The sequence below is a fragment of the Rhizobium sp. 16-488-2b genome (assembly GCF_017741815.1).
In the GTDB taxonomy this organism is placed as follows: Bacteria; Pseudomonadota; Alphaproteobacteria; order Rhizobiales; family Rhizobiaceae; genus Rhizobium.
Genome location: NZ_JAGHMF010000007.1, coordinates 459,875 through 482,208, shown reverse-complemented (window position 1 = coordinate 482,208; position 22,334 = coordinate 459,875). Strand labels below are relative to the sequence as shown.

The 22,334-nt window shown below is 63.3% G+C and carries 22 protein-coding genes; 4 read left to right on the top strand and 18 right to left on the bottom strand.

Going from position 1 to position 22,334, the window contains the following annotated elements:
- Nucleotides 1–39: 39 nt before the first annotated feature.
- Nucleotides 40–927 carry a LysR family transcriptional regulator gene (locus J5286_RS08635; RefSeq protein ID WP_209189945.1) on the bottom strand — a complete coding sequence of 296 codons (888 nt, stop codon included), beginning with the start codon at nucleotides 925–927 and terminating at the stop codon, nucleotides 40–42.
- Between the two features lie 109 nt (nucleotides 928–1,036).
- Here J5286_RS08635 and J5286_RS08630 point away from each other — a divergent pair, with 109 nt between their 5' ends.
- The 3 genes from J5286_RS08630 to trmFO all read left to right on the top strand — a co-directional run bounded on the left by J5286_RS08630 (nucleotide 1,037) and on the right by trmFO (nucleotide 5,329).
- Nucleotides 1,037–1,651 (top strand): glutathione S-transferase family protein, encoded by a 615-nt coding sequence (locus J5286_RS08630; protein WP_209189944.1) that lies wholly within the window; start codon nucleotides 1,037–1,039, stop codon nucleotides 1,649–1,651.
- A 51-nt stretch (nucleotides 1,652–1,702) separates the two neighbouring features.
- Complete coding sequence (locus tag J5286_RS08625; protein WP_209189943.1) at nucleotides 1,703–3,775, top strand: 2Fe-2S iron-sulfur cluster-binding protein; 2,073 nt, start codon at nucleotides 1,703–1,705, stop codon at nucleotides 3,773–3,775.
- Nucleotides 3,776–3,895: 120 nt separating this feature from the next.
- Complete coding sequence (gene trmFO, locus J5286_RS08620) at nucleotides 3,896–5,329, top strand: methylenetetrahydrofolate--tRNA-(uracil(54)-C(5))-methyltransferase (FADH(2)-oxidizing) TrmFO (RefSeq protein WP_209189942.1); 1,434 nt, start codon at nucleotides 3,896–3,898, stop codon at nucleotides 5,327–5,329.
- Nucleotides 5,330–5,360: 31 nt separating this feature from the next.
- On the opposite strand, the gene J5286_RS08615 is transcribed toward trmFO, so the two are convergent.
- From J5286_RS08615 to yajC, 7 genes are all read right to left on the bottom strand, one after another.
- Nucleotides 5,361–6,398, bottom strand: coding sequence for an MBL fold metallo-hydrolase (locus tag J5286_RS08615; RefSeq protein WP_209189941.1), 1,038 nt, complete (start codon nucleotides 6,396–6,398; stop codon nucleotides 5,361–5,363).
- 15 nt (nucleotides 6,399–6,413) lie between these two features.
- Nucleotides 6,414–7,073 (bottom strand): peroxiredoxin, encoded by a 660-nt coding sequence (locus J5286_RS08610; RefSeq protein WP_112941449.1) that lies wholly within the window; start codon nucleotides 7,071–7,073, stop codon nucleotides 6,414–6,416.
- Between the two features lie 169 nt (nucleotides 7,074–7,242).
- Nucleotides 7,243–7,710, bottom strand: coding sequence for a hypothetical protein (locus J5286_RS08605; protein ID WP_026283291.1), 468 nt, complete (start codon nucleotides 7,708–7,710; stop codon nucleotides 7,243–7,245).
- 71 nt (nucleotides 7,711–7,781) lie between these two features.
- Nucleotides 7,782–8,633 carry a phytoene/squalene synthase family protein gene (locus J5286_RS08600; protein ID WP_209189940.1) on the bottom strand — a complete coding sequence of 284 codons (852 nt, stop codon included), beginning with the start codon at nucleotides 8,631–8,633 and terminating at the stop codon, nucleotides 7,782–7,784.
- 3 nt (nucleotides 8,634–8,636) lie between these two features.
- Nucleotides 8,637–9,023 (bottom strand): Mth938-like domain-containing protein, encoded by a 387-nt coding sequence (locus tag J5286_RS08595; RefSeq protein ID WP_018900073.1) that lies wholly within the window; start codon nucleotides 9,021–9,023, stop codon nucleotides 8,637–8,639.
- Between the two features lie 4 nt (nucleotides 9,024–9,027).
- Nucleotides 9,028–11,559 carry a protein translocase subunit SecDF gene (gene secDF / locus J5286_RS08590; protein WP_209189939.1) on the bottom strand — a complete coding sequence of 844 codons (2,532 nt, stop codon included), beginning with the start codon at nucleotides 11,557–11,559 and terminating at the stop codon, nucleotides 9,028–9,030.
- A gap of 54 nt (nucleotides 11,560–11,613) precedes the next feature.
- Nucleotides 11,614–11,958, bottom strand: coding sequence for a preprotein translocase subunit YajC (gene yajC / locus J5286_RS08585; RefSeq protein WP_209189938.1), 345 nt, complete (start codon nucleotides 11,956–11,958; stop codon nucleotides 11,614–11,616).
- A gap of 209 nt (nucleotides 11,959–12,167) precedes the next feature.
- Here yajC and J5286_RS08580 point away from each other — a divergent pair, with 209 nt between their 5' ends.
- Entirely contained in the window at nucleotides 12,168–13,040 is an 873-nt protein-coding gene (locus J5286_RS08580; RefSeq protein WP_209189937.1) for an ATP-binding protein, read from the top strand.
- Nucleotides 13,041–13,170: 130 nt separating this feature from the next.
- Here J5286_RS08580 and J5286_RS08575 read toward each other — a convergent pair whose 3' ends face one another.
- The 10 genes from J5286_RS08575 to nagZ form a co-directional block, all read right to left on the bottom strand.
- Nucleotides 13,171–14,760 carry a peptidoglycan DD-metalloendopeptidase family protein gene (locus J5286_RS08575; protein WP_209189936.1) on the bottom strand — a complete coding sequence of 530 codons (1,590 nt, stop codon included), beginning with the start codon at nucleotides 14,758–14,760 and terminating at the stop codon, nucleotides 13,171–13,173.
- 129 nt (nucleotides 14,761–14,889) lie between these two features.
- Nucleotides 14,890–15,543 (bottom strand): protein-L-isoaspartate(D-aspartate) O-methyltransferase, encoded by a 654-nt coding sequence (locus tag J5286_RS08570; RefSeq protein ID WP_113199541.1) that lies wholly within the window; start codon nucleotides 15,541–15,543, stop codon nucleotides 14,890–14,892.
- A 6-nt stretch (nucleotides 15,544–15,549) separates the two neighbouring features.
- Entirely contained in the window at nucleotides 15,550–16,317 is a 768-nt protein-coding gene (gene surE, locus J5286_RS08565; RefSeq protein ID WP_111561384.1) for a 5'/3'-nucleotidase SurE, read from the bottom strand.
- A 4-nt stretch (nucleotides 16,318–16,321) separates the two neighbouring features.
- Nucleotides 16,322–17,605: a serine--tRNA ligase gene (gene serS, locus J5286_RS08560; protein ID WP_047510179.1), complete on the bottom strand. Its 1,284-nt coding sequence runs from the start codon at nucleotides 17,603–17,605 to the stop codon at nucleotides 16,322–16,324.
- 97 nt (nucleotides 17,606–17,702) lie between these two features.
- Nucleotides 17,703–18,530 (bottom strand): twin-arginine translocase subunit TatC, encoded by an 828-nt coding sequence (gene tatC / locus J5286_RS08555; protein WP_209189935.1) that lies wholly within the window; start codon nucleotides 18,528–18,530, stop codon nucleotides 17,703–17,705.
- Entirely contained in the window at nucleotides 18,527–19,201 is a 675-nt protein-coding gene (gene tatB / locus J5286_RS08550) for a Sec-independent protein translocase protein TatB (RefSeq protein WP_209189934.1), read from the bottom strand. The genes tatC and tatB overlap by 4 nt, the downstream gene beginning before the upstream one ends.
- Nucleotides 19,202–19,249: 48 nt before the next feature.
- Nucleotides 19,250–19,459 carry a twin-arginine translocase TatA/TatE family subunit gene (locus J5286_RS08545; protein ID WP_209189933.1) on the bottom strand — a complete coding sequence of 70 codons (210 nt, stop codon included), beginning with the start codon at nucleotides 19,457–19,459 and terminating at the stop codon, nucleotides 19,250–19,252.
- A 185-nt stretch (nucleotides 19,460–19,644) separates the two neighbouring features.
- Nucleotides 19,645–20,352 carry an SMC-Scp complex subunit ScpB gene (gene scpB, locus J5286_RS08540; RefSeq protein ID WP_209189969.1) on the bottom strand — a complete coding sequence of 236 codons (708 nt, stop codon included), beginning with the start codon at nucleotides 20,350–20,352 and terminating at the stop codon, nucleotides 19,645–19,647.
- Nucleotides 20,353–20,372: 20 nt separating this feature from the next.
- Nucleotides 20,373–21,185, bottom strand: a complete 813-nt coding sequence (locus J5286_RS08535; protein WP_209189968.1) for a segregation and condensation protein A — start codon at nucleotides 21,183–21,185, stop codon at nucleotides 20,373–20,375.
- A gap of 72 nt (nucleotides 21,186–21,257) precedes the next feature.
- On the bottom strand, nucleotides 21,258–22,271 hold the full coding sequence (gene nagZ / locus J5286_RS08530; protein ID WP_209189932.1) for a beta-N-acetylhexosaminidase: 1,014 nt from the start codon (nucleotides 22,269–22,271) through the stop codon (nucleotides 21,258–21,260).
- Nucleotides 22,272–22,334: the final 63 nt, after the last annotated feature.

The following is a 22,334-nucleotide window of genomic DNA, read 5'->3' as shown; positions in this document are numbered from 1 at the left end:
CAAGGCGCCGTTTTCGCGTTTGGGGCTATGCTTGCCCACCTACATCTCCAACGCCCGCAACTTCGCCACCGCGAAGTCCACGAAGGCCCGTGTCTTGGCCGAGACGTGGCGGCCCTCGGCATGGACGACATGGATCGGCACCGGCGGTTCCTCGTAATCTCCGAGCGTCAACCGCAGCTGGCCGGCTGCAACGTACCGGCTGACCTGGTAGGAGAGCGGGCGCGATAGTCCCCAGCCGGTGACCGAGGCGGCTATCGCGGCGTCGACAGTGTTGCAATAGAGGCGCGGATGGAGCGTTGCGGCGGCGCCGTCGGGGGCGAAGTGCCAGTCGAGCGGTGCCGATGATCCAGTGTTGACGATCGTGGCGTGGTTGGCGAGATCGGCGGGTGTCTTGGGTTCGCCGTGGCGCTCGAAATAGGAGGGCGCGCCGCAGACGACGCGGCGGACGGTTCCCACCTTGATCGCCGTCTGGTCGGAATCCTGCAGGCGGCCGATGCGGATCGCAACGTCGATCCCCTCCTCCACAAGGCTGACGATCCTGTCGAAGAGCAGAACACGGCCGGTCACGCCCTTATGGATACCGAGAAACTCGGTCATGACAGGCATGATGTGCAACTGCCCGAACTGCACCGGCGCGGTAATCGTCAGCATGCCTGATGGTGTCGCGTGCGAGCCGCCGGCGGAGGCCTCGGCTTCGTCGATCTCGGCCAGAATGCGCTTGCAGTCATCGGCATAGCGGCGGCCGGCCTCGGTCAGATTGACCGATCGTGTCGACCGCACGAAGAGGCGCGCGCCGGTGGCATCCTCGAGAAAGGCCACCGCGCGGGTGACAGCGGGCGGGCTCATGTGCAGCTGACGTGCCGCTTCCGCGAAGCTTGCCGTCTCGGAGACCCGCACCAGGACTTTCATGCATTGAAGCCGATCCATATCGCCGCCTTTATTCCATCCAGAGAAACAGTCACTTTCTCATAATCGAAATTCCATACGAAATCAGGAACAATTATTCTCCCTGGCAACATCAACGGAGACCAGTTCCATGAAGCTCTACTCGCACCCGCTTTCCGGCCACGCCCACCGCGCCTGCCTGTTCATCTCGCTTGCCGGGATCGACGCCGAGATTGTCGACATCGATCTCGCCGGTGGCGAGCACAAGAAGCCCGCTTTCCTGGCGCTCAACCCGTTCGGGCAGATCCCCGTGCTCGATGACAATGGGCTGGTGCTTGCGGATTCGAATGCGATCCTGGTTTACCTCGCCAAGAAGCACGCGTCGGACTGGCTGCCTGAAGATGCCGTGGGCGCCGCTTCCGTTCAGCGCTGGCTTTCGGTCGCTGCCGGCGAAATCGCCTATGGTCCGGCCGCCGCGCGGCTGGTGACGGTGTTCGGCGCGAGCTTCGACACAGAAGAGGTGATCGGTCGCGCGCACCGCATTCTGGCGCTGATCGATGCGGAGCTGGCCAGCAAGGCATGGATTGCGGCGGATCGACCGACGATCGCCGACGTCGCGCTCTACAGCTACATCGCCCGCGCGCCGGAGGGGAATGTCGATCGCTTCCGCTACGGCAATGTCAGCGCCTGGCTGAAGCGTATCGAGGCGCTGCCCGGATTCCGCCCATTCCAGAAGACAGCGATCGGTATTCCCGACGCGGCCTGAGACAGGCCACGCGCCGCCGCCGATCCTCACAAATCCGCGAAGGAGAATGTCATGCTTGCCTTGAAGCAGACTGAAAAGCCTTCCCCGTGGCATGACGGGGAGATTGCCCTGCAGGAAAAGGCCGGCGTCGCGGCGCGCATGAAGGATGTGGGCGCGCGCGTGCTGCGCGACCACCTGATCGAGCAACACCGCCAGTTCTACCCGCAGCTCCCCTTCATCGTGCTCGGCACGGTGGATAGAGATGGTGACGCCTGGGCGACGCTGCGGGCGAACTATCCTGGGTTCCTCGACAGCCCGGATGTGCACACGCTGAGCGTCAAGCTTGCGCGCGAGCCCGGCGATCCGGCCGACCGCGGGATGGAGGACGGCGACGCGATCGGCATGCTCGGGATCGAGCTGCAGACGCGCCGGCGCAACCGGCTGAACGGCACGATCGCACGCAGCACTGGCGATCGCTTTGATGTCACCGTTGGGCAGTCCTACGGCAACTGCCCGCAATATATCCAGCTGCGCGATTTCGGCTTCAGCCGCGAGCCTGAAATCTTTTCGGCCGTGCCGCCCGTCGTTTCGGAAGCGCTGGATGCGCGGGCGGTGGCGCTGGTCTCGAGGTCGGATACGTTCTTCGTGGCGTCCTATGCCGATCGTGACGATGGCGAGCGGCAGGTGGATGTTTCGCACCGGGGCGGCAAGCCGGGCTTCGTGCGGATCGGCGAGGATGGGGTTCTGACGATCCCCGACTTCGCCGGCAATCTGTTCTTCAACACGCTCGGCAATATTCTCATCAATGGCCGCGCCGGGCTTGTCTTCGTCGATTTCGACAGCGGCGACCTGCTGCAACTGTCTGGTGATGCCGAAGTCGTTCTGGATTCGCCCGAGATCGCCGCATTCCAGGGTGCGGAGCGTCTGTGGCGCTTCCGCCCGCGTCGGGTCGTCTACCGGGCGGATGCGCTGCCGCTTCGGTGGAATTCGCGCGCTGATGGGCAATCGCCGAACGCGCTAATGACCGGCGACTGGAATGCCGCCGCCGGGCGTATCAGCGCCGCGGAGATGGCGGGCCGCTGGCGGCCGTTGCGGGTGGCACGGATTGTCGATGAGAGTGCCGGCATCCGCTCGTTTCACCTGGAGCCCGTCGATGGCGGCGGGCTGATCGCGCATGCGGCCGGGCAATATCTGCCGATACGCGTGACTGTCCCCGGCGAAGATCGGCCGCTGATCCGGACCTACACGCTGTCGGTCGCGCCGTCCGATATCAGGTACCGCATCAGCGTGAAGCGGGAGGGCGTCGTCTCGCGCCATCTGCACGACCACATCGGTGTCGGCGATATCATCGAGGCGCGCGCCCCGGGTGGTGCGTTCGGCATCGATGCGGCGGAGCCGCGGCCGGCGGTGATGCTGGCGGCCGGTATCGGCATCACGCCGCTGCTCGCCATGCTCAGGCACGTCGTCTACGAGGGGTTTCGCAAGCGCGGGATGCGGCCGGTGTGGCTGTTCTATTCCGCGCACAGCAAGGGCGAGCGTGCCTTCGACGAAGAGATCGGTGCGCTCGTCGCGGCCTCAGGCGGGGCGGTCAGGCTGGTCCGGCTGCTTGGTGATGTCTCGGGCGCGGTCGAGGGGCGAGACTATGACGCGCAGGGGCGGATCGACATGGCGTTGCTGCGCGCCGTGCTGCCGTTCAACGATTACGACTTCTACCTTTGCGGCCCGCCGGGCTTCATGCAATCGGTCTATGACGGGCTGCGTGGGCTTAACGTCGCCGATGGCAGGATCCATGCCGAGGCGTTTGGCGTGGCATCGGTTGCGCGATCGGGCGGCGTGTCGGCCGAGGCTGCCTCGGTGCAGGCTCGGGCGGCGGCGGATGTGTCGGTGCCGGTTTATTTCACGCAATCGGCCAAAGAGGCGCGGTGGGCGCCTGAGGGCGGGACGTTGCTGGAACTTGCCGAGGCGCGCGGGTTGCAGCCGGAGTTCAGCTGCCGGCTCGGCAATTGCGGCAGTTGCCGGACCAAGGTGTTGGCGGGCGCGGTCTCCTATGTGAGGGAGCCGACGGCCGAGGTTGCCGAAGACGAGGCGTTGATCTGCTGCGCGGTTCCGGCCAAGGGCGAGACGCGGCTGGAGCTCGATCTCTAGAGAATGTCGGGGCGACCGAGGTACGACAGGTGCTGCTCAAATATCCGGTTTCCTGCCAATATCCAGTTTGCTGACAATATCCAGTTTGCTGTGATGGCGCGGCGTGATAATCAGCCGCGCATGACAAAGACCTCTTCCCATTCTCCCATCCACGTCGTCGGCGGCGGGCTCGCGGGCTCCGAAGCCGCGTGGCAGATCGCAAACGCCGGTGTTCCCGTCATCCTGCACGAGATGCGCGGCGTGCGCGGCACCGATGCTCACAAGACGGACCATCTGGCCGAGCTCGTCTGTTCCAACTCTTTCCGCTCGGACGACGCGACCGCCAATGCCGTCGGCGTCATTCATGCGGAAATGCGCATGGCGGGATCGCTGATTATGGCCTGCGCCGACAAGCACCAGGTGCCGGCCGGCGGCGCGCTGGCTGTCGATCGCGACGGGTTTTCGGAAGCCGTCACCCGGGCGGTGCATGGTCATCCGCTCATCACCGTCGTGCGCGAGGAGATCACCGGTCTTCCGCCAAAGGAGTGGGATCTGGCGATCGTCGCCACCGGCCCGCTGACGGCGCCGTCGCTTGCGAGCGCCATCCAGGCCGAGACTGGTGCCGATGCGCTCGCCTTCTTCGATGCCATCGCGCCGATCGTCTATCGCGAGAGCATCGACATGGATATCTGCTGGTATCAGTCGCGCTACGACAAGGTCGGCCCCGGCGGCACGGGCAAGGACTACATCAACTGCCCGATGGACGAAGCGCAGTACAATGCCTTCGTCGACGCGCTGATCGCCGGCGACACGGTCGGGTTCAAGGAATGGGAAGGCACGCCCTATTTCGACGGCTGCCTGCCGATCGAGATCATGGCCGAGCGCGGCCGCGAGACGCTGCGCCATGGACCGATGAAGCCGATGGGGCTCACCAATGCGCATAATCCGACGGTCAAGGCCTATGCCGTCGTGCAGCTGCGCCAGGACAACGCGCTCGGCACGCTCTACAACATGGTCGGCTTCCAGACGAAGCTGAAATACGGCGCGCAAACCGAGATCCTCAAGATGATCCCGGGGCTGCAGAACGCGGAGTTCGCGCGTCTCGGCGGCCTGCACCGCAACACCTACATCAACTCGCCGACGCTCCTCGACGGTTCGCTGACGCTGAAGTCGCGTCCGGGCCTGCGCTTCGCGGGCCAGATCACCGGCTGCGAGGGCTATGTCGAAAGCGCCAGCGTCGGCTTGCTCGCGGGTCGGTTCGCGGCTGCCGAACGCAAGGGCGAGACGGTATCGTTGCCACCTGTCACGACGGCGCTCGGCTCGCTGCTCGGCCATATCACCGGCGGGCATATCAGTAACGACGAGGAACCGGGCAAGCGCTCCTTCCAGCCGATGAACATCAATTTCGGCCTGTTTCCGGAACTCGAGCCGGGCTCGATCGTCAAGCCGGAGGGCGTAAAGCGCTTTCGCGGCAAGGACAAGACGATCATGAAGCGTCAGTTGATTGCCAAGCGGGCGCTGAGCGACTGCGCGACGTGGCTCGGCGATACGGTGCCGGTGGCGAAGACGGCCTGATCGGGCCGCTTTGTTCACAAGCTAAGACAGGTCAGTGGGTGACCGGCCCATTGGCCTTCTTCCAGGCGTCGATGCCGCCTTCGATGTGGCATGCGGATGCGATGCCGGCGTCGTGCGCGGCCTGGACGGCCATGGCGGAGCGTTCGCCGAAGGCGCAGTAGAAGACCAGGCGCTTGGTGGTGGATACGCCGAGTTCATGCAGAACGCCGCCGGCGCTGATGCTTTCAGCGAGCGCCGGATAGGGAAAATGCAGCGATGACGGGATGACGCCGTGGCGCTGGCGTTCGCTGTCCTCGCGCAGGTCGATCAGCGCGACATCGGGCCGGCCCATCAGATCGAAGACCTGCCCGACGCTCAATGACCATCCGTGGCTATCGACGTCGTGGTGATCCATGCCGATCTTCATGTTGGCCGGTACCGCCACGTCCATCATCTTCGGATTGGCAAGCTTCAGATTGTTCATCAGATCAGCATATTCATCGGCCGAGCGCACCTGCAGACGCGGGTTGAAGGCCTTCTCCTCGCCGATCGTCGACACCGTGTCGCCCTTGTAGTCGTGGGCAGGATAGACCAGCGTCGTATCGGGCAGCTTCAGCAGGCGGCCGAAGATAGACTCGAACTGGGCGCGCGGATCGCCGTTCTGGAAATCGGTGCGGCCGGTGCCGCGGATCAGCAGCGTGTCTCCGGTGAAGACACGGTCGGGAAGGACGAAGCTGTAGCTATCGTCGGTATGACCGGGCGTATAGATGACATCAAGCGACAGGCCCTCGATGGTCAGCCTGTCATTGTCGGATAGGCGCATCGAGACGACATCGGCCTTGGTCTGCTCGCCCATAACCGTGGTGCAGTGGGTCTTGTCGCGCAAGGCGCCAAGACCGGTGATGTGATCGGCATGCAGATGCGTGTCCACGGCCTTGACCAGCTTCAGGTCGAGTTCGTGGATGAGCTGCAGGTAACGATCGACCTTTTCAAGCACAGGATCGATGATCAGCGCCTCCCCGCCCCGCCTGCTTGCCATCAGGTAGGAGTAGGTGCTGGATGCGGGGTCGAAAAGCTGACGGAAGATCATCTTCGCCTCCTGTGCTTAGCCCTTCGGCTGCGGCACGATGCGGATGTAGGGCTTGGGCGACACCCAGCCGTCAGGGTACTGCTTCTTAGCGTCTTCGTCGGAGACCGAGCCGGCGATGATGACGTCGCCGCCGTTCTGCCAATTCGCCGGCGTCGCGACCTTGTGCTTGGCGGTCAGCTGCAGCGAGTCGATGACGCGGATGACTTCGTCGAAGTTGCGGCCCGTCGTCATCGGGTAGACGAGGATCAGCTTGATCTTCTTGTCGGGACCGATGACGAAGACGTTGCGAACGGTCTGGTTGTCGGCTGCGGTGCGGACGGTCGGATCACCCGACACGGCTGCCGGCAGCATGTGATAGAGCTTGGAGACGTTGAAATCGACGTCGGCGATCATCGGGTAGTTGGGGCGCGTGCCTTGCGTTTCCTCGATGTCGTTCATCCAGCCGTCGTGGCGATCCAGCGGATCGACGGAGAGGCCGATGATCTTGACGCCGCGCCGGTCGAACTCCGGCTTGATCTTCGCCATGTAACCGAGTTCCGTGGTGCAGACCGGCGTGAAATCCTTGGGATGCGAAAACAGGACCGCCCAGGAGCTGCCGATCCAATCGTGAAAATTGATCGTGCCTTCGGTCGTCTGCGCCTCGAAATCTGGAGCAATGTCGTTGATGGCAAGCATAATTACCTCCAATAAGTTGTAGGAAAATTCACAAGGTTTCGCTGAGTGCGCGAAACATGCTCCACTTTGAGGACTAAGGCAATATGACACGAAAGAGGTAGCGCGGTCGGAAAAACGTCAAAAGCCCGGCGCATGGCCGGGCATTGCTCGATTGGAAATCGGGCGCGCTTTAGCGGTGGTTTGCGGCGGTCGGGTCGGCCAGCGGCAGTTCGCGATCGGGTTCGGCGACGTAGTTGCCGAGCAGCCAGAGGGCGACTTCGGAGGCTTCCTTCGGCGAGGCGAATTCGAAGGTGCCGTTCTGGTGCGGCGTATCGAGGAAATCGACAGTCAGCCCCTTGCCGCTATCGGAGCTCTGAACGCGCACCCTGCCCGGCTGGATGACCTGGCAGGAGTAATGGCGCTGCATGCTGCGCATGAAGCCGGCCTTGTTGTCGTGCAGGCGAACGAAGACCACCTGGCCGTTGGCCGTCGCCTGCAGCGAGCGTATCGCTTCGGTCGGGAAGGCGCGGTTGAACTCGATGATGGCAAGGCCGGTATCGTGCAGGCCCTGCTCCTCATGCTTCGCCGACATGCGCACGGCGATGAAGGCCACGATGACGAGCATCACGAAAAGAGTGGCCCAGATCATTATGCTCACGTCACACTCCATTCAAAGCAAGCGATGATGACAGCTATAACGCGCGAGGCTTGCGCGAGTTTGAACGAGCCTCAGATTTTCTTGCGCATCAGCGCCACGGTCATGCCGATCTGGCGGCGCCATTGCGGCTGCTGCGCGGAGCGATCGAACAGCCCCGCCCCCAGCTTCTGCGCTTTCGACAACACTGGCGCTGCGAGAGATGCGGGCAGGAAGGCCGGGAAGACCGGTTGCGGGATCGCGACCTTGCGCGCTTTCGCGAGATGGTCGCGGCCGAGGCCGGCGAAGGCCTCGACGGCGGCCGAGATGCGCGCCTTGTCTTCGCCAGCCAGAAAGCTGTCACGGTCAAGTCCGGTCGCGGCAAGGATCTCGAGCGGGATGTAGATCTGGCCGCGGTGTCGATGGAGCGGCATCAAGAGCAGCAATCCCGCGATCGCCTGGGCGACACCGGCATGGCCGGCGGCTTCGGCCGACTGCGCCGCTTCCTCGGGCGACAGGATCAGGCTTGCGAGTTGGATCAGCGCCGAGGCGGTTTCGCCGGCATAGCCTTCCAGCGCGCCGCGCGATTCCATCGGATCGTCGTAGAGGTCGAAGATGCGGGCGTCGATCATATCCGACAATGTCTTGCGCGGCAGGCGATGCGCCTCGATTGCGGCCAGCAACGCGGCAGCCAGCGGGTTGGCCTCGGTGGAGCCGTGCGCGGTTCCCTCCAGAAGATCGCGCCAGTATTGCATGCGCACTTCACCGGGAAGCGGCTCGTGCACGAGATCGCGGATGCGGGCGAGTTCGGCGTTGAAGGCATAAAGCGCCGCCAGCGCGCCGCGTTTGTCTTCGGGAGACAGGAGGCAGGCGAGATAGCGGTCGCGATCGCTGTCGCGCAGCATCGCCAGGCAGATGTCCTGGTTCGTCGAGGATTGATCGGCCATGCGTCAGACCGCGATCAGCGCCGCTGCGACGGCACGCGATTCCATCAGCATGATGTTGAAGGTGCGCACCGCCGCACCCGTGCTCATCGAATCCGAGGAAATGCCGGCGCCCTTCAGCGCAGCCTTGAGGTCAGCCGGGATCGGGCGCATGTCGACGCCGGTGCCGAGCAGCAGGAATTCGATCTCGGACGCCTCGTTCAGGACGCGCTGCAGGTTTTCGATCGACAGCGGCATGGTCGCGTCCATGTTCCAGCCGTGGATGCCCGACGGCAGGCAGAGGATGGAGCCGCGATGCGACATGTCGGCGAAGCGGAAGCCGCCGTTCCCGTAGGTATCGATCGGAGCGCGACCGGGAAAATGCGCTTCGCGTATTTCAATGCCTCTTGCCATATTCTCACACTGCCGGCTTGCCGGTCTGGGCGGCCGGTTCCGGTACTTTCTTGTCGTTATCGTTATCGAGCGCATCCGGGCGGAGCTTGAAGACGATCAGCACCGGTGCAGCAATGTAGATGGAGGAAAACGTGCCGATGGCAACGCCAGCCAACATGATGAAGGCGAAGGAGCGGATGACCTCGCCGCCGAAGATCGCCAGCGCGAGCAGGGCCAGCATGGTGGTGGCGGCGGTCAGCACGGTGCGCGACAGCGTCTGGTTGATCGACGCATCGATCAGGATCGGCAGCGGCATCTTGCGGTAACGCTTCAGGTTTTCGCGCATACGGTCGTAGACCACGACGGTATCGTTGAGCGAATAGCCAATGATGGTCAAAAGGGCGGCGACGCTGGTCAGGTTGAACTCGATGCCCGTCAGCACGAAGAGCCCGAGGATCAGGATGATGTCGTGCAGCGTGGCGACGATGGCGCCGACGGCGAACTGCCACTCGAAGCGCATCCAGATATAGACGAGGATGACGAGGAGCGACGCGAGCACGCCGAGCGAGGCGGCGCGCGTGAGTTCGCCGGAGATGGCGGGGCCGACCACTTCGACGCGGCGGAAATCATAATCGTTGGCGAGTTCGTCGCGTACCAGCGTGACCGCCGACTGTTCGGCATTCTCGCCGCCGCCCTGCGCTTCCAATTGGATCAGCGCGCCGGCAGGATCGGCCAGCCTGCGGGCAAGGATGTCGCCGATCGGCAGATCGCCTAAGCGAGCCTGGATATCCTCAAGGTCGGCAGGGCCTTGTTTGGCCTTCACTTCGATGATCGAACCGCCGGCGAAATCGATGCCGAGATGCATTCCGACCGCCGCGAAGCCCAGCATGGCCGCGACGCAAAGGGCGGCCGATGCGGTGAACACGTAGCGGCGGATGCCCATGAAGCGGATGTTGGCGCGGTCGAAGATGCCGGTGTGGACATCCTTCGGCAGATGCCGGGGATGACGGCGATGCAGCCAGGTGACGACGATCCAGCGGGTGAGCGTGACGGCCGTGAAGATGGTGGTTAGGATGCCGGCGGCGAGCGTGACGGCAAAGCCGCGCACGGCGTCGTTGCCGAGGAAATAGAGGATGACGGCGGCGATGAAGATGGTGACGTTAGCGTCGAGGATCGTCATGATGGCGCGGGAGAAACCGTAGTCGATCGCCTCGAAGAACGGCCGGCCGGTTTTCGCCTCGTCGCGGATGCGCTCGTAGATCAGGACATTGGCGTCAACCGCCATGCCCATGATGAGCACGATGCCGGCGATCCCCGGCAAGGTGAGCGTGGCGCCGATGAGGCTCATCACCGCGAGGATGAGGATGAGGTTCAGGAGCAGCGACAAAGCGGCGATCAGGCCGAGGCCGCGATAGAAGCCAAACATCAGGCCGATGACCAGGATGGCCGCGACGATGCCGGCGACGAGCCCTGCCCGCGCCGATTCCGCGCCGAGCGCCGGGCTTACCGTGCGCTCCTCGACCGTCGTCAGTGTCGCCGGAAGAGCGCCGGCGCGCAGCATGAGGGCGAGATCGCTCGCCCCTTGCTCAGTGTAGCTGACCGGGATCTCGCCCTTGCCGTCGAGGATCGGCGCGCTGATCGGGAGCGATGCCATGACCTGATCGTCGAAGATGATGGCGAGGTGGCCGCCGGCGTGCTGCTGCGTCTTCTCCGCCAGGCGCTTGGTGCCTTCGGCGTCGAGCGCGTAGCGGATCGCCACCGTGTCGGCCTGCGCATCCGCGAAGGATTGGACATCGACAATATTGGCGCTGGTGATGAAATCGGTACGGTCCACGAGATAGGGAACCGGCGGATCATCCAGCGAATAGAGAACCTCGGAGCTCGCCGGCCAGCGGCCGTTGACCGCGTCCTGCCCCGACATGGTTTCGTCGAGCATGCGCACGGAGAGCTTGGCGGGCTCGTTGAGAATGTTCTTCAGACGCTCGGCATCGATGACGCCGAAGACCTGGACATCAAGACGATCGGCGCCCTCGGGCTTGATCGCGAAATCCGGGTTGCCAAGGCCGGCGATGCGGCGGCCGACGATGTCGACGGATTGGGCCTGCGCCTTTGAAATGGCTGCGTCGATGGCGGCATCCGCGATCTCGATCGTGAGGTCGCCGCTATTGCTCTGTTTGAGCGTGACACCTTGTGTCGAGGTTAGATTTTTCAGCGCGGCGACGGCGGCGTCGACCTGCGCGGGATCGGTGATCTTGACGGTGACCGTCTGGTCGTTGCCCGTAAGCCCGGTGTAACGGATATTGGCCTGGCGCAAGGAGCGGCTGATCTCGCCGACGGTGGCAACCAGCTTCTGCCGCGCGACATCGGCGCGGTCGACCTCGAAGACGACGTGCGTGCCGCCGCGAAGATCGGAGCCCAGCACGACGCGGTGCTTGGACAGCCAGGAAGACAGCAGGCCGGACTGGCCGACCGGCAGAAAATTGGGGGCCGCTATCAACACGGCCACCAGCACCACAAACCAGATCAGAAGGGTCTTCCAGCGGGAAAAATGAAGCATTTTCTCTCGACTATGTCAGATCCGGGTGATCCGGTTCGTGGGATATGCGTGTGATTATGCGGCGTCTGCCTTTACGGGCTCGCCCTTGACGCGGATCTCGGTGACGCCGGTGCGGACGATGCGAACGCGCACGCCATCAGCAATTTCGACTTCGATTTCTTTTTCGTCAATCACCTTGGTGACCTTGCCGACGAGACCGCCTGATGTGACGACCTGATCGCCGCGACGGATCGCCTTCAGGGCTTCGTCGCGCTTCTTGGCCTGGGCGCGCTGCGGACGGATGAGCAGGAAATACCAGACGACCATCAGCGGCACGAACAGGATGATCATTTCGAAGCCGGAACCGAACGGCGACGCCGCGGTGTCAGTGGCCTGGGCGAATGCCGGGGTGATGAACATGCTAATCTCCTCAAACTTTTCCGGAGGCGGATTGTCGCCTTTTTTCTCGGTGGCCGGACTATAATTATGGTCTTTGCGATTGCAACTGAAACAGCCGAAAACCGTACCGATTCCGCTGCCTAATAACCTTTCCGCGTATAAAAGGCCATGCTACCCGACTACGAAAAGCAATTGCCACACAGCCGCATACGCCCCAAGGAGAAAAGGCCATGGCCGAAGACGTCAACAGCATCATTCTCGGCGAACTGCGCCGCCTTGCCGATGCCGTGGAACGGCTGGCGGGACCGCCGCCCGCCATCAACGACTGGAACGCGGCCGACTGTTTTGTCTGGGCCCCTGCCCGCCAGCATCTGCAGCCTGTTGCCCGCCCCAACCGCGTGGCGCTGGCGCTGATCCGCGGCGTCGATCGCGTACGCGATATCCTGCATGAAAACACGGTGCGCTTCGCCGAGGGCTATGCAGCCAACAACGTGCTTCTGTGGGGCGCGCGGGGCATGGGCAAGTCGTCGCTGGTGAAGGCCGTTCACGAAGATGTCAGACGCGACAGCGGCGTCTCGCTGAAGCTGGTCGAGGTGCACCGCGAGGATATCGCCAGCCTGCCCACACTGCTCGACCTCCTGAAGGACACGCCGCACCGGGTCATCGTCTTCTGCGACGACCTTTCCTTCGACCACGACGACACGGCCTACAAGTCGCTGAAGGCGGCGCTCGATGGCGGTGTCGAGGGACGGCCGGAAAATGTGCTGTTCTATGCGACCTCCAACCGTCGCCACCTCCTTCCGCGCCACATGATGGAGAACGAGCAGTCGACGGCGATCAACCCGTCGGAGGCTGTCGAGGAGAAGGTGTCGCTGTCAGACCGTTTCGGGCTGTGGCTCGGCTTCCACAAGTGCAGCCAGGACGACTATCTGACGATGATCGACGGCTATGCCGCCCACTTCAAGCTGCCGCTCGACCGCGAGACGCTGCATGCGGAAGCGTTGGAATGGGCAACGACGCGCGGCGCCCGCTCGGGCCGCGTCGCCTGGCAGTATATCCAGGACCTCGCGGGCCGGAAGCGGATCGCGCTCGACAGAGCCTGATGGCTGTTTCACGATTGCCTGAAACGACAAAAGCCCGGCATCTGCCGGGCTTTTGCATTGTCCTCGATACACAATACCTATTCGAGGAAACTCTTGACCTACTCGAGGCCTACCCTACTCGAGGCCCAACCTACTCGAGGAAAGTCATCGGGTTCACTGGCGTCGCGTCCTTGCGGACTTCGAAGTGAACCTGCGGCTGCTTGACGTTGCCGCTCATGCCTGACACCGCGACCGTCTGGCCGCGCTGGATCTTTTGGCCGCGCGTCACGCTCAGCGTGTCGGCATTGCCGTAGACGGTGACGGTGCCGTCGTCGTGGCGAACGAGGACGGTGTTGCCGAGTTCCTTGAGGCCGTTGCCGGCGTAGATGACGACGCCGTTTTCAGCTGCCTTGATGGCCGTGCCCTGCGGAACCGAGATGTCGATACCATCGTTGCGGCTGCCGTTGACGTTGGCGCCGTAGGCGGCGATCACGGCACCACGGACCGGCCAGCGATACTTGCCGATGCCGGTGGCTTCAGGTGCTGCCGATGCCACTTCCTTCTTGGCGGCGTCGCTGACGCTTTCGGTGGCGACCGGCGCCTTGTAGGTGGCGGGCTGGGCTGCGGCCGTTTCCGGCGCGGATGCCGGCTGTGCGGCGGGCTTTGGCTCGGCCTTCGGCTGGATCGACGCCGTCTTAATGGTGTCGGCTGAGCCGCTGCCGTTCGGGATGTTCAGTTCCTGACCGATGCGGATCGAGCCGGCCGTGAGGTTGTTGGCGGCCTTGATGTCGTCGATGCTGTTGCCGGTCGCCTTGGCGATCTTGGCAAGCGAGTCACCCGACTTGACGACGTAGGTGCCGCCCGCGCCCTTCGGGCCGGCGCCGACGGGCGCCTTGCCGGACTGGTCGGCACTTGCCATCGACTTGTCACGCGAGGCGTTCGAGCCATTCGGAATTACCGCGAGGTTCTGTTCCTGGCCACGAGCCGGCTGCGGCGCCTGACCACCCTTCGCAAGGTCGTTCGACTGCGCGGCGGCCTTGGCGGCGTTGCCGCCGTTGAAGGTCGGGATCAGGATGGTCTGGCCGGGCCTTGCGGCGGCGGCACTCTTCAAGCCGTTGGCGCGCAGGATTTCCTTTTCAGGAACGCCGTAGCGGTTGGCGAGGATCGCGACGCTCTCGCCGGGACGCATGGTGACCGAGGGAGCGTTGGTCGAGGACCAGCCGGAGACCTTCGGCGTCGAGCCCGTGACGATGTTGTCGGCGTTGCGCTTCGGCGGAACGATGACCTGGCTGGAATGCTGCGGCGCGTTGGCGGCCGGGAACGGCTGAGCGAGGGCAACCTGCTTTTCGCGAGCAGCGGATACGGGGGCCTGCGACACGGCGCCGGGAGCGGCAAGCTCGGAGCGCTGAACGGAAACCGGCGCGGATGCCATGCGAGCGCTCGAGCCGTAGGTCGACTGCTGGCTCGGATAGGGCTGGTTCATCGCCTGATTGTTGTTGGCATAGTTGGGCTGCATCGCGCCGCCCTGCATGTCCGCCTGCGGCACTGGGTCAGCCTGAAGGCCGCTCATGCTCCGACGAGGAATGGAATTTGTCGTCATCTGGTCCTGACCGGACGAAGAAAACAGACCGCCGAAACGTGTCACATCGGAACTGCAACCTGATGCAGCACTCGCCAGGAGAGCCACGATCAGGGCATTACCGGCAGACTTCCCGAACTTAGGCGAAACGCTGAAACGCATGACACTCGACCCACTGAATAACGCAACCATTTGTGGGTATGATTAAAGCGCGTTAGCATTACCAACCGGTTAAGGCGGAAACATCAGCTTGCGTTTTTTGACAAATCGCTAACCATAGCGACGACGCAATCAGAGTTGCGAGGCGACGCGCGGAACAATCGGCAGGTATGGGGAGTTGAATAACTCTTCCCGCTCGAAGCGACTTCCGGTCTTGGTCAGGCGAACGAGGCGACATTCGGTCTCGGAGATGATCAGCGGCGCGATCATCGAACCGCCGGAAACCAGCTGGTCGGCATAGAAGCGCGGCATGCTCTCGAAGGCGGCGGTGACCAGGATACGGTCGAAGGTGCCCTCGCCCTGCAGGCCGGCGCTGCCATCGGCTTGGCGAACGATGATGTTGCGGATGCCGAGCGTTTCGAAACGCTTCTGGGCGTTCGAGGTCAGCGTCTTGTACCGGTCTATGGTGAGCACGCGCTCGGCCATGCGGGCGATCACAGCGGTCATGAAACCGCTGCCGGTGCCTACTTCCAGCACACGCTGGCCGGGCTTCACTCTCAGGTGATGCAGGACGCGGACGGCGAAATCGACGCCTTCGAGGAAGGAGCCGCATTCAATGGGGATCGTGCGGCTGGAATAGGCCTGTTGGGCGAACTGCGGCGGCACGAAGAGCGAGCGCGGCGCCTGCTCGACCGCCGTCAGCAGATCAAGATCGGACACGCCTTCGGCCCGCAGCCTCAAAACGAGTGCCGCAAACTCTTCCTTCTCCACCAGACGTGCCGCCAATGCGATTTACTCCGTACCCGAAAGCGCCCGCGCCACGCGGTCCTGTACGGAATAATCGGTCAGATCCAGTTTCAAAGGCGTTACCGAAATCTTTCTATTCTTGAGCGCGTTGACATCGGTGCCGTCAACGAAGGCGCCGGCGCGCTCGCCGAACTTCAGCCAGTAATAGGGGAAGCCACGACCATCGGCGCGGGCATCGACCTCCAGATTGAAGGCGAGCTTGCCCTGCGCGGTCACCTCAGTGCCCTCGACTTCGTCTGGCGCGCAGTTCGGGAAATTGAGATTGAGGAAAGTGCCCTCGGGCAGATCGACCGACATCAGCTTGTTGAGCAGCGCCGGCGCATGCGTCTCGCAGACTTCCCAGGGAAGGATGCGCTGGTCGCCTTCGCGAATGTAAGCCTGGCTCAACGCAAAGGAGCGTACGCCCTGCATCGTGCCTTCGATGGCGCCGGCGATCGTGCCCGAATAGGTGACGTCGTCAGCCACGTTCGAACCGGCGTTGACGCCTGACAGTACGAGATCGGGCTTGATCTCCATCACCTGCTTGATGCCCATGATGACGCAATCGGTCGGCGTGCCGCGCAGCGCGAAGTGCTTGTCGGAGATCTTGCGCAGACGCAGCGGCTCCGACAGGCTCAGCGAATGCGCAAGACCGCTCTGGTCGGTCTCGGGCGCGACGATCCAGACATCGTCGGAGAGTGTGCGCGCAATCCGCTCCAGCGCCGCAAGGCCTTCCGCGTGAATGCCGTCGTCGTTGGTAAGCAGAATGCGCATGGTCTCAGGCCGCCTTTTCGATCTTCGTCAGGCCGCCCATGTAGGGTACCAGCACGTCGGGGATGGTCACAGAACCATCCTCGTTCAGATAGTTTTCCAGAACCGCGATCAGGCAGCGGCCGACGGCAGTGCCGGAGCCGTTCAGCGTGTGAACGAAGCGGTTGGTCTTGTCTTCCTTGCCGCGATAACGCGTGTTCATGCGCCGCGCCTGGAAATCGCCGCAGACCGAGCAGGACGAGATTTCGCGGTAGGTGTTCTGGCCGGGCAGCCAGACCTCGAGATCGTAGGTCTTGCGCGAGCCGAAGCCCATGTCGCCGGTGCAGAGCGTCAGCGTGCGGAAATGCAGGCCAAGGCGCTTCAAGACCTCCTCGGCGCAAGCCGTCATGCGCTCATGCTCGGCGATCGAGCTTTCGGCGTCGGTGATCGAGACCAGCTCGCACTTCCAGAACTGATGCTGGCGCAGCATGCCGCGCGTGTCGCGGCCGGCCGAACCTGCTTCCGAGCGGAAGGACGGGGTGAGCGCGGTGAAGCGCAGCGGAAGCTTGTCATGCTCGAGGATTTCCTCACGCACGAGGTTGGTGAGCGTGACCTCGGCGGTCGGGATCATGTAGCGGCCGTCGGTCGTCTTGAAGAGGTCTTCCTCGAACTTCGGCAGGTTGCCGGTGCCGAACAGTGCTTCGGCGCGCACCATCAGCGGCGAGCTCACTTCGGTGTAGCCGTGCTCGCTTGTGTGCAGGTCGATCATGAACTGGCCGAGCGCCCGCTCCAGCCTTGCCAGCGGGCCGGTCAGGACGGTGAAGCGCGAGCCGGAGAGCTTGGCGGCGGTTTCGAAATCCATGTAGCCGAGGGCTTCGCCGATTTCGTAGTGTTCCTTCGGCGTATGGTTCCAACGCGGCTTTTCGCCGGTGACGCGGGTGACGACGTTGTCGGCCTCGTCCTTGCCGACGGGGACGTCGTCATGGGGGACGTTGGGGATGCGCGAGAGGGCGTCGTTCAGCTCTTCGGAGAAAGCGCGATCGTCTTCTTCGGCGGCCGGCAGCAAGACCTTGAGATCGGCGACCTCGGCCTTCAGCTTCTCGGCGAGCTCGGTGTTCTTCTGCGCCATGGCAGCACCGATCTCCTTGGAGGCGGCGTTGCGGCGGGACAGCATGTCCTGGACCTTCTGAACGGCCGTGCGGCGCTTCTCGTCCAGCGCGATCAGGCTTTCGGACAGGGGCTCGGCACCACGCTTGGCAAGTGCCGCGTCGAGGGCTTCGGGATTCTCACGGATCCATTTGATATCGAGCATCGTCGTTCCAGGTCGTTACAAAAAGGATGACCCGGCCAAAGCCTGACCGGGCCCCGACCGGATATTGGAAAGCGCTCATCGAGGAATTGCGGTGACGCTAGACGTTGTCCGTCTTGGCAACGTCCTGGGACCCTTCAGCCTCGGTGGCCGCATCGCGAGCACGCTGGCGTTCCACGAGTCGCGCCGCGTAGATGGCAATCTCGTAGAGAATGATGGTCGGCAGCGCAAGGCCGATCTGGGACATCGGATCGGGCGGGGTCAGCACCGCTGCGACGATGAAGGCAAGCACGATCGCGAACTTGCGCTTCTCGCGCAGCCAGTCCGACGTCAGCAGGCCGACACGGGCGAGCAGCGTGGTGATGACGGGAAGCTGGAAAACCAGGCCGAAGGAGAAGACCAGCGTCATGATGAGGCTGAGATATTCAGAGACCTTCGGGAGGAGCGAGATGGCGACGTCGCCCTCACCCGGCGCCTGCTGCATGGTCAGGAAGAACCACATGACCATCGGCGTGAAGAAGAAATAGACGAGTGCCGCGCCCATCAGGAACAGGATCGGAGAGGCGATCAGGAACGGCAGGAAGGCCGAACGCTCGTTCTTGTAGAGGCCGGGGGCCACGAACTTGTAGATCTGTGCGGCGATGATCGGAAAGGCGATCACGAGACCACCGAACATCGCGACCTTCACCTGCGTGAAGAAAAACTCCTGCGGCGCCGTGTAGATCAGCTGCGCCTTGGAGACATCGAGATGCGCCCACTGGACCGCCCATTTGTAAGGGAAGACCAGCGCATTGAAGAGATGCTTGGCGAAAATGAAGCAGACGATGAAGGCAGCGAAGAAGGCGCCGATCGACCACATGAGCCGCGTGCGCAGCTCCATCAGGTGCTCGATCAACGGCTGCGGCTTGTCTTCGATATCACCGCTCATGCTTCATCTTTCTTTTTCTTCGCCGCCGGCTTCTTCGGCGCGGCCGTGGCGACAGCTGCCGGCTTGGCGGCGGCCGTCTTCTTTGCGGGAGCAGCCTTGGCTGGCGCAGCGCTTGCAGGAGCCGGAGCCGCCTTGGCAGCCGCACGCTTCGGCTTTTCGGCCGGCGTCACCGCGGCAGCGGCAACAGCGTCCGCCTTGTCGGCGGCCTTGGCGCGGGGCTTGCGAGCGGGCTTTGCCGCGGCAGCCTCGGGCACGGCGGCCGACGCAGCAGGTACCGGCGTCGGAGCCGGCATGACTGCAGGCGTCTCGGTCGGTGCAACCTCAGGCGCCGGCATAAGACCAAGCGGCGCTTCCGTCTTGCTATCGACCGTTGTCGAGCGCTGGAGATCGGCCTTGATCTCGTTGCCCATCTGGCGAAGCGGGTTCATTGCCTCGCGCAGCGTGTTGACGGGATTGAGCTTCTGCGCGTCGCTCAGCGTCTGGCGCACGTCGTCCATATCGGCTTCGCGCAGCGCCTCGTCGAACTGGGCACGGAATTCGCCGGCGACCTTGCGGGCGCGCTGCGTCATCTTGCCGAAAGCACGAAGCATCGGGGGCAGATCCTTGGGACCCACCACGACAATCAATACGACCGCGATGACAAGCAGCTCGGTCCAGCCAATATCGAACATTCAAGGCTCCTGAACGGGAAACGCGGGGGCGGCGCTGCCCGGACGTGGTTACTTCGTTTCGTCGGCCTTGTGATCGACGGTCTTGCCTGCAGTGGTCGTGCTCGAAGTTTCGGGCGCGTCCTCGTCGGTCATGCCCTTCTTGAAGCTCTTGATGCCCTTGGCAACATCGCCCATCAGTTCCGGAATCTTGCCGCGACCGAAAAGCAACAGCACGATGACCAGAACGATCAGCCAGTGCCACATGCTAAAAGAACCCATTACGCTAACTCCTGTTGTGATGCCCTATTGATGTAAGAATACCCGACACCAAATCCAACATCTATTCCCCGTAGATAGACGCTTAATGTCACGGTATCGACCATCGTGACAAGATAGTCCCCGGTCGAAAAGTCGTGAAGACAATTGTTTTCGCTTCCAGTGGCGAAACAAAGACACGGAGCCGGCTATTCCTCGGTCGCGCCGCCGGGCGCAAGAAGGCCCAGTTCCTCGAGATCCATCTGCGTGATGGGGTCCTCGTCCTCTGTCAGCTCATCGTTCATCGACGGCGACGGAATGTTGAAATTGGCCGGGATGCGGCCCGAGAGCAGCCCTGCCCCCTTCAATTCCTCGATACCCGGCAAGTCGCGCAGTTCTTCCAGCCCGAAATGATCGAGGAAGTCGCGCGTCGTGCCGAGGGTAACAGGACGCCCCGGCGTGCGGCGGCGACCGCGAAAACGCACCCAACCGGCTTCCATCAAGACATCGAGCGTGCCGCGCGATGTCTGCACGCCTCGGATATCCTCGATCTCGGCGCGCGTCACCGGCTGGTGATAGGCGATGATGGCGAGAACCTCGAGTGCGGCGCGCGAGAGCTTGCGCACCTCGTTTTCATCGCGGCGGATGACGAAGGAGAGGTCCGCGGCCGTGCGGAACGCCCAGGCATCGTCGACCCTGACCAGATTGACGCCGCGATGGGCGTATTCCTGCTGCAGCCGCAGCATGATGGCGCGCACGTCGAATGCCCTAGGCAGGCGATCACTGATGAAGGCTTCCGACACGGGCTGAGCCGAAGCGAAAACGAGAGCCTCGGCGATGCGCGCGGCCTCGCTCTCGTCGTGGACGGTGTCATCGCCGGTACGGTCGGTGTCGCGCTCGGCGTCGCCATTTTCCAGATCGGTGTCTTCCAGATCGCTCACGCCGGCAGCTCCTGTTCGACGACCTGCACCGTGGCATGGTTGGGTCCACGCCGCATGTAGATCGGTTCGAAAACGCCTTCCTGACGGATTTCGATCTTGCCTTCGCGTGCGAGCTCGAGCGACGCGGCAAAGGCGCTGGCGATCGCCGTCACCCGGTCTTCGGGCGAAACCATGTAGGTCAGGATATGCTGCTCGAGCGCCGTCCAGTCGCCGATCTCACCGATAAGGCGGGTCAGCAATTCACGCGCTTCAGTGAGCGACCAGACCGTGCGGCGCGCGATCGTGACCTGCGTCACTGCCTGACGCTGGCGCAGCGACGCGTAGGCGGTCAGCAGATCGTAGAGGCTGGCGTCGTAGGCGGATTGGTGGCGATCGGGGATATGCTCGGGCGCGCCACGGGCAAGCACGTCGCGACCGAGACGGTTGCGGTTGACGAGGCTGCCGGCCGCCTCACGCATCGCTTCCAGGCGCTTCAGGCGAAACGCCAGCGACGCCGCCATTTCCTCGCCCGAGGGGCCGTCGTCCTTCACTTGCTGCGGAATGAGCAGGCGCGACTTCAGGTAGGCGAGCCATGCCGCCATGACGAGATAATCCGCCGCAAGCTCGATGCGGATGCGGCGGGCGCTGTCGATGAACAATAGATATTGCTCGGCGAGCGCCAGCACGGAAATGCGGGACAGATCGACCTTCTGGGTGCGGGCCAGATGGAGAAGCAGGTCGAGCGGGCCTTCGAAGCCGGCGACATCGATCAACAGCGCAGGATCCGTCGAGGCGCGGTCGACGCCACCGTCCTGCCACAGCTTGTCCATCGGCGTTGCCGATGTCTGCGGGCGCTCCTGAGCCTTTGTCGTCGTCGTCACGTCGTCTCGTTCCTTTCGCGATCAGACCGTCGCAAACATCGCATCGAATTCGGCGCGGATCGCGGCCTCATCCGCGCCATCGGCCGTCGGGAACCCCTGCTCTACGCGCTTGGCACGTTCGAGCGCTCCACCTTGCAGCAGCGGCACGTTGGCGACCACCTCAAGCATCTCGTCCATATGGCCATTGCAATGCAGCACGATATCGCACCCACCCGCAATGATATTCGCCGCCCGCTCGCCAAGCGTGCCGCTCAGCGCGTTCATCGAACTATCATCGGAAAGCAACAGGCCTTTGAAGCCGATATGTTCGCGGATGATGCCGTCGATGACCTTGCGCGAGGTGGTGGCCGGATTTTCCGGGTCGATCGCGGTGAAGACGAGATGGCAAGTCATTGCCATCAGTTCGTCCTTCATGGCGATGAATGGCGGGAAGTCATGGGCTTCCAACTCTTCGCGCGAGACGCGGACGACCGGGAGCTCGTGGTGGGAATCGGCAAAGCCGCGGCCGTGGCCGGGCATGTGCTTCATCACGGAGAGAACGCCGCCGGCCTTCAGGCCCTCGGATGCGGCAATGCCCATGTCGGTCACCGTCCTCGGGTCCATGCCGTAGGCACGGTTACCGATGACATTGCTGCTGCCTTCGACAGGGACATCCAGCACAGGCAGGCAATCGACGTTGATGCCGAATTTCGAAAGATCGAAGGCATGCAGGCGCGACATCAGCCAGGCCGCGCGCTTGCCCTTTTCCGGGGCCTCTCTGTAGAGGTCGCCCAATTGCTGGCCGGAAGGATAGTGCGGCAGGATCGGTGGGCGAATGCGCTGGACGCGGCCGCCTTCCTGATCGATCAGCACCGGCGCGTGCCAGCCAACGCTTTCGCGCATCTCGGCCACGAGGTCGGCGATCTGCTGCGGTCCGGAAATATTGCGGCCAAACAGGATGAAGCCCCAGGGGCGCTCGCCCGCGTAGAAGGCCTTCTCTTCGGGCGTCAGGGAAAGGCCGCTACAGCCAAGGATCATCGCTTTTGATTCGGTCATACCCGAATCATAGAGACGCCTTGGCGAAATGCGAGCAGCGTCAACTGCCATTCACAAAAAAGA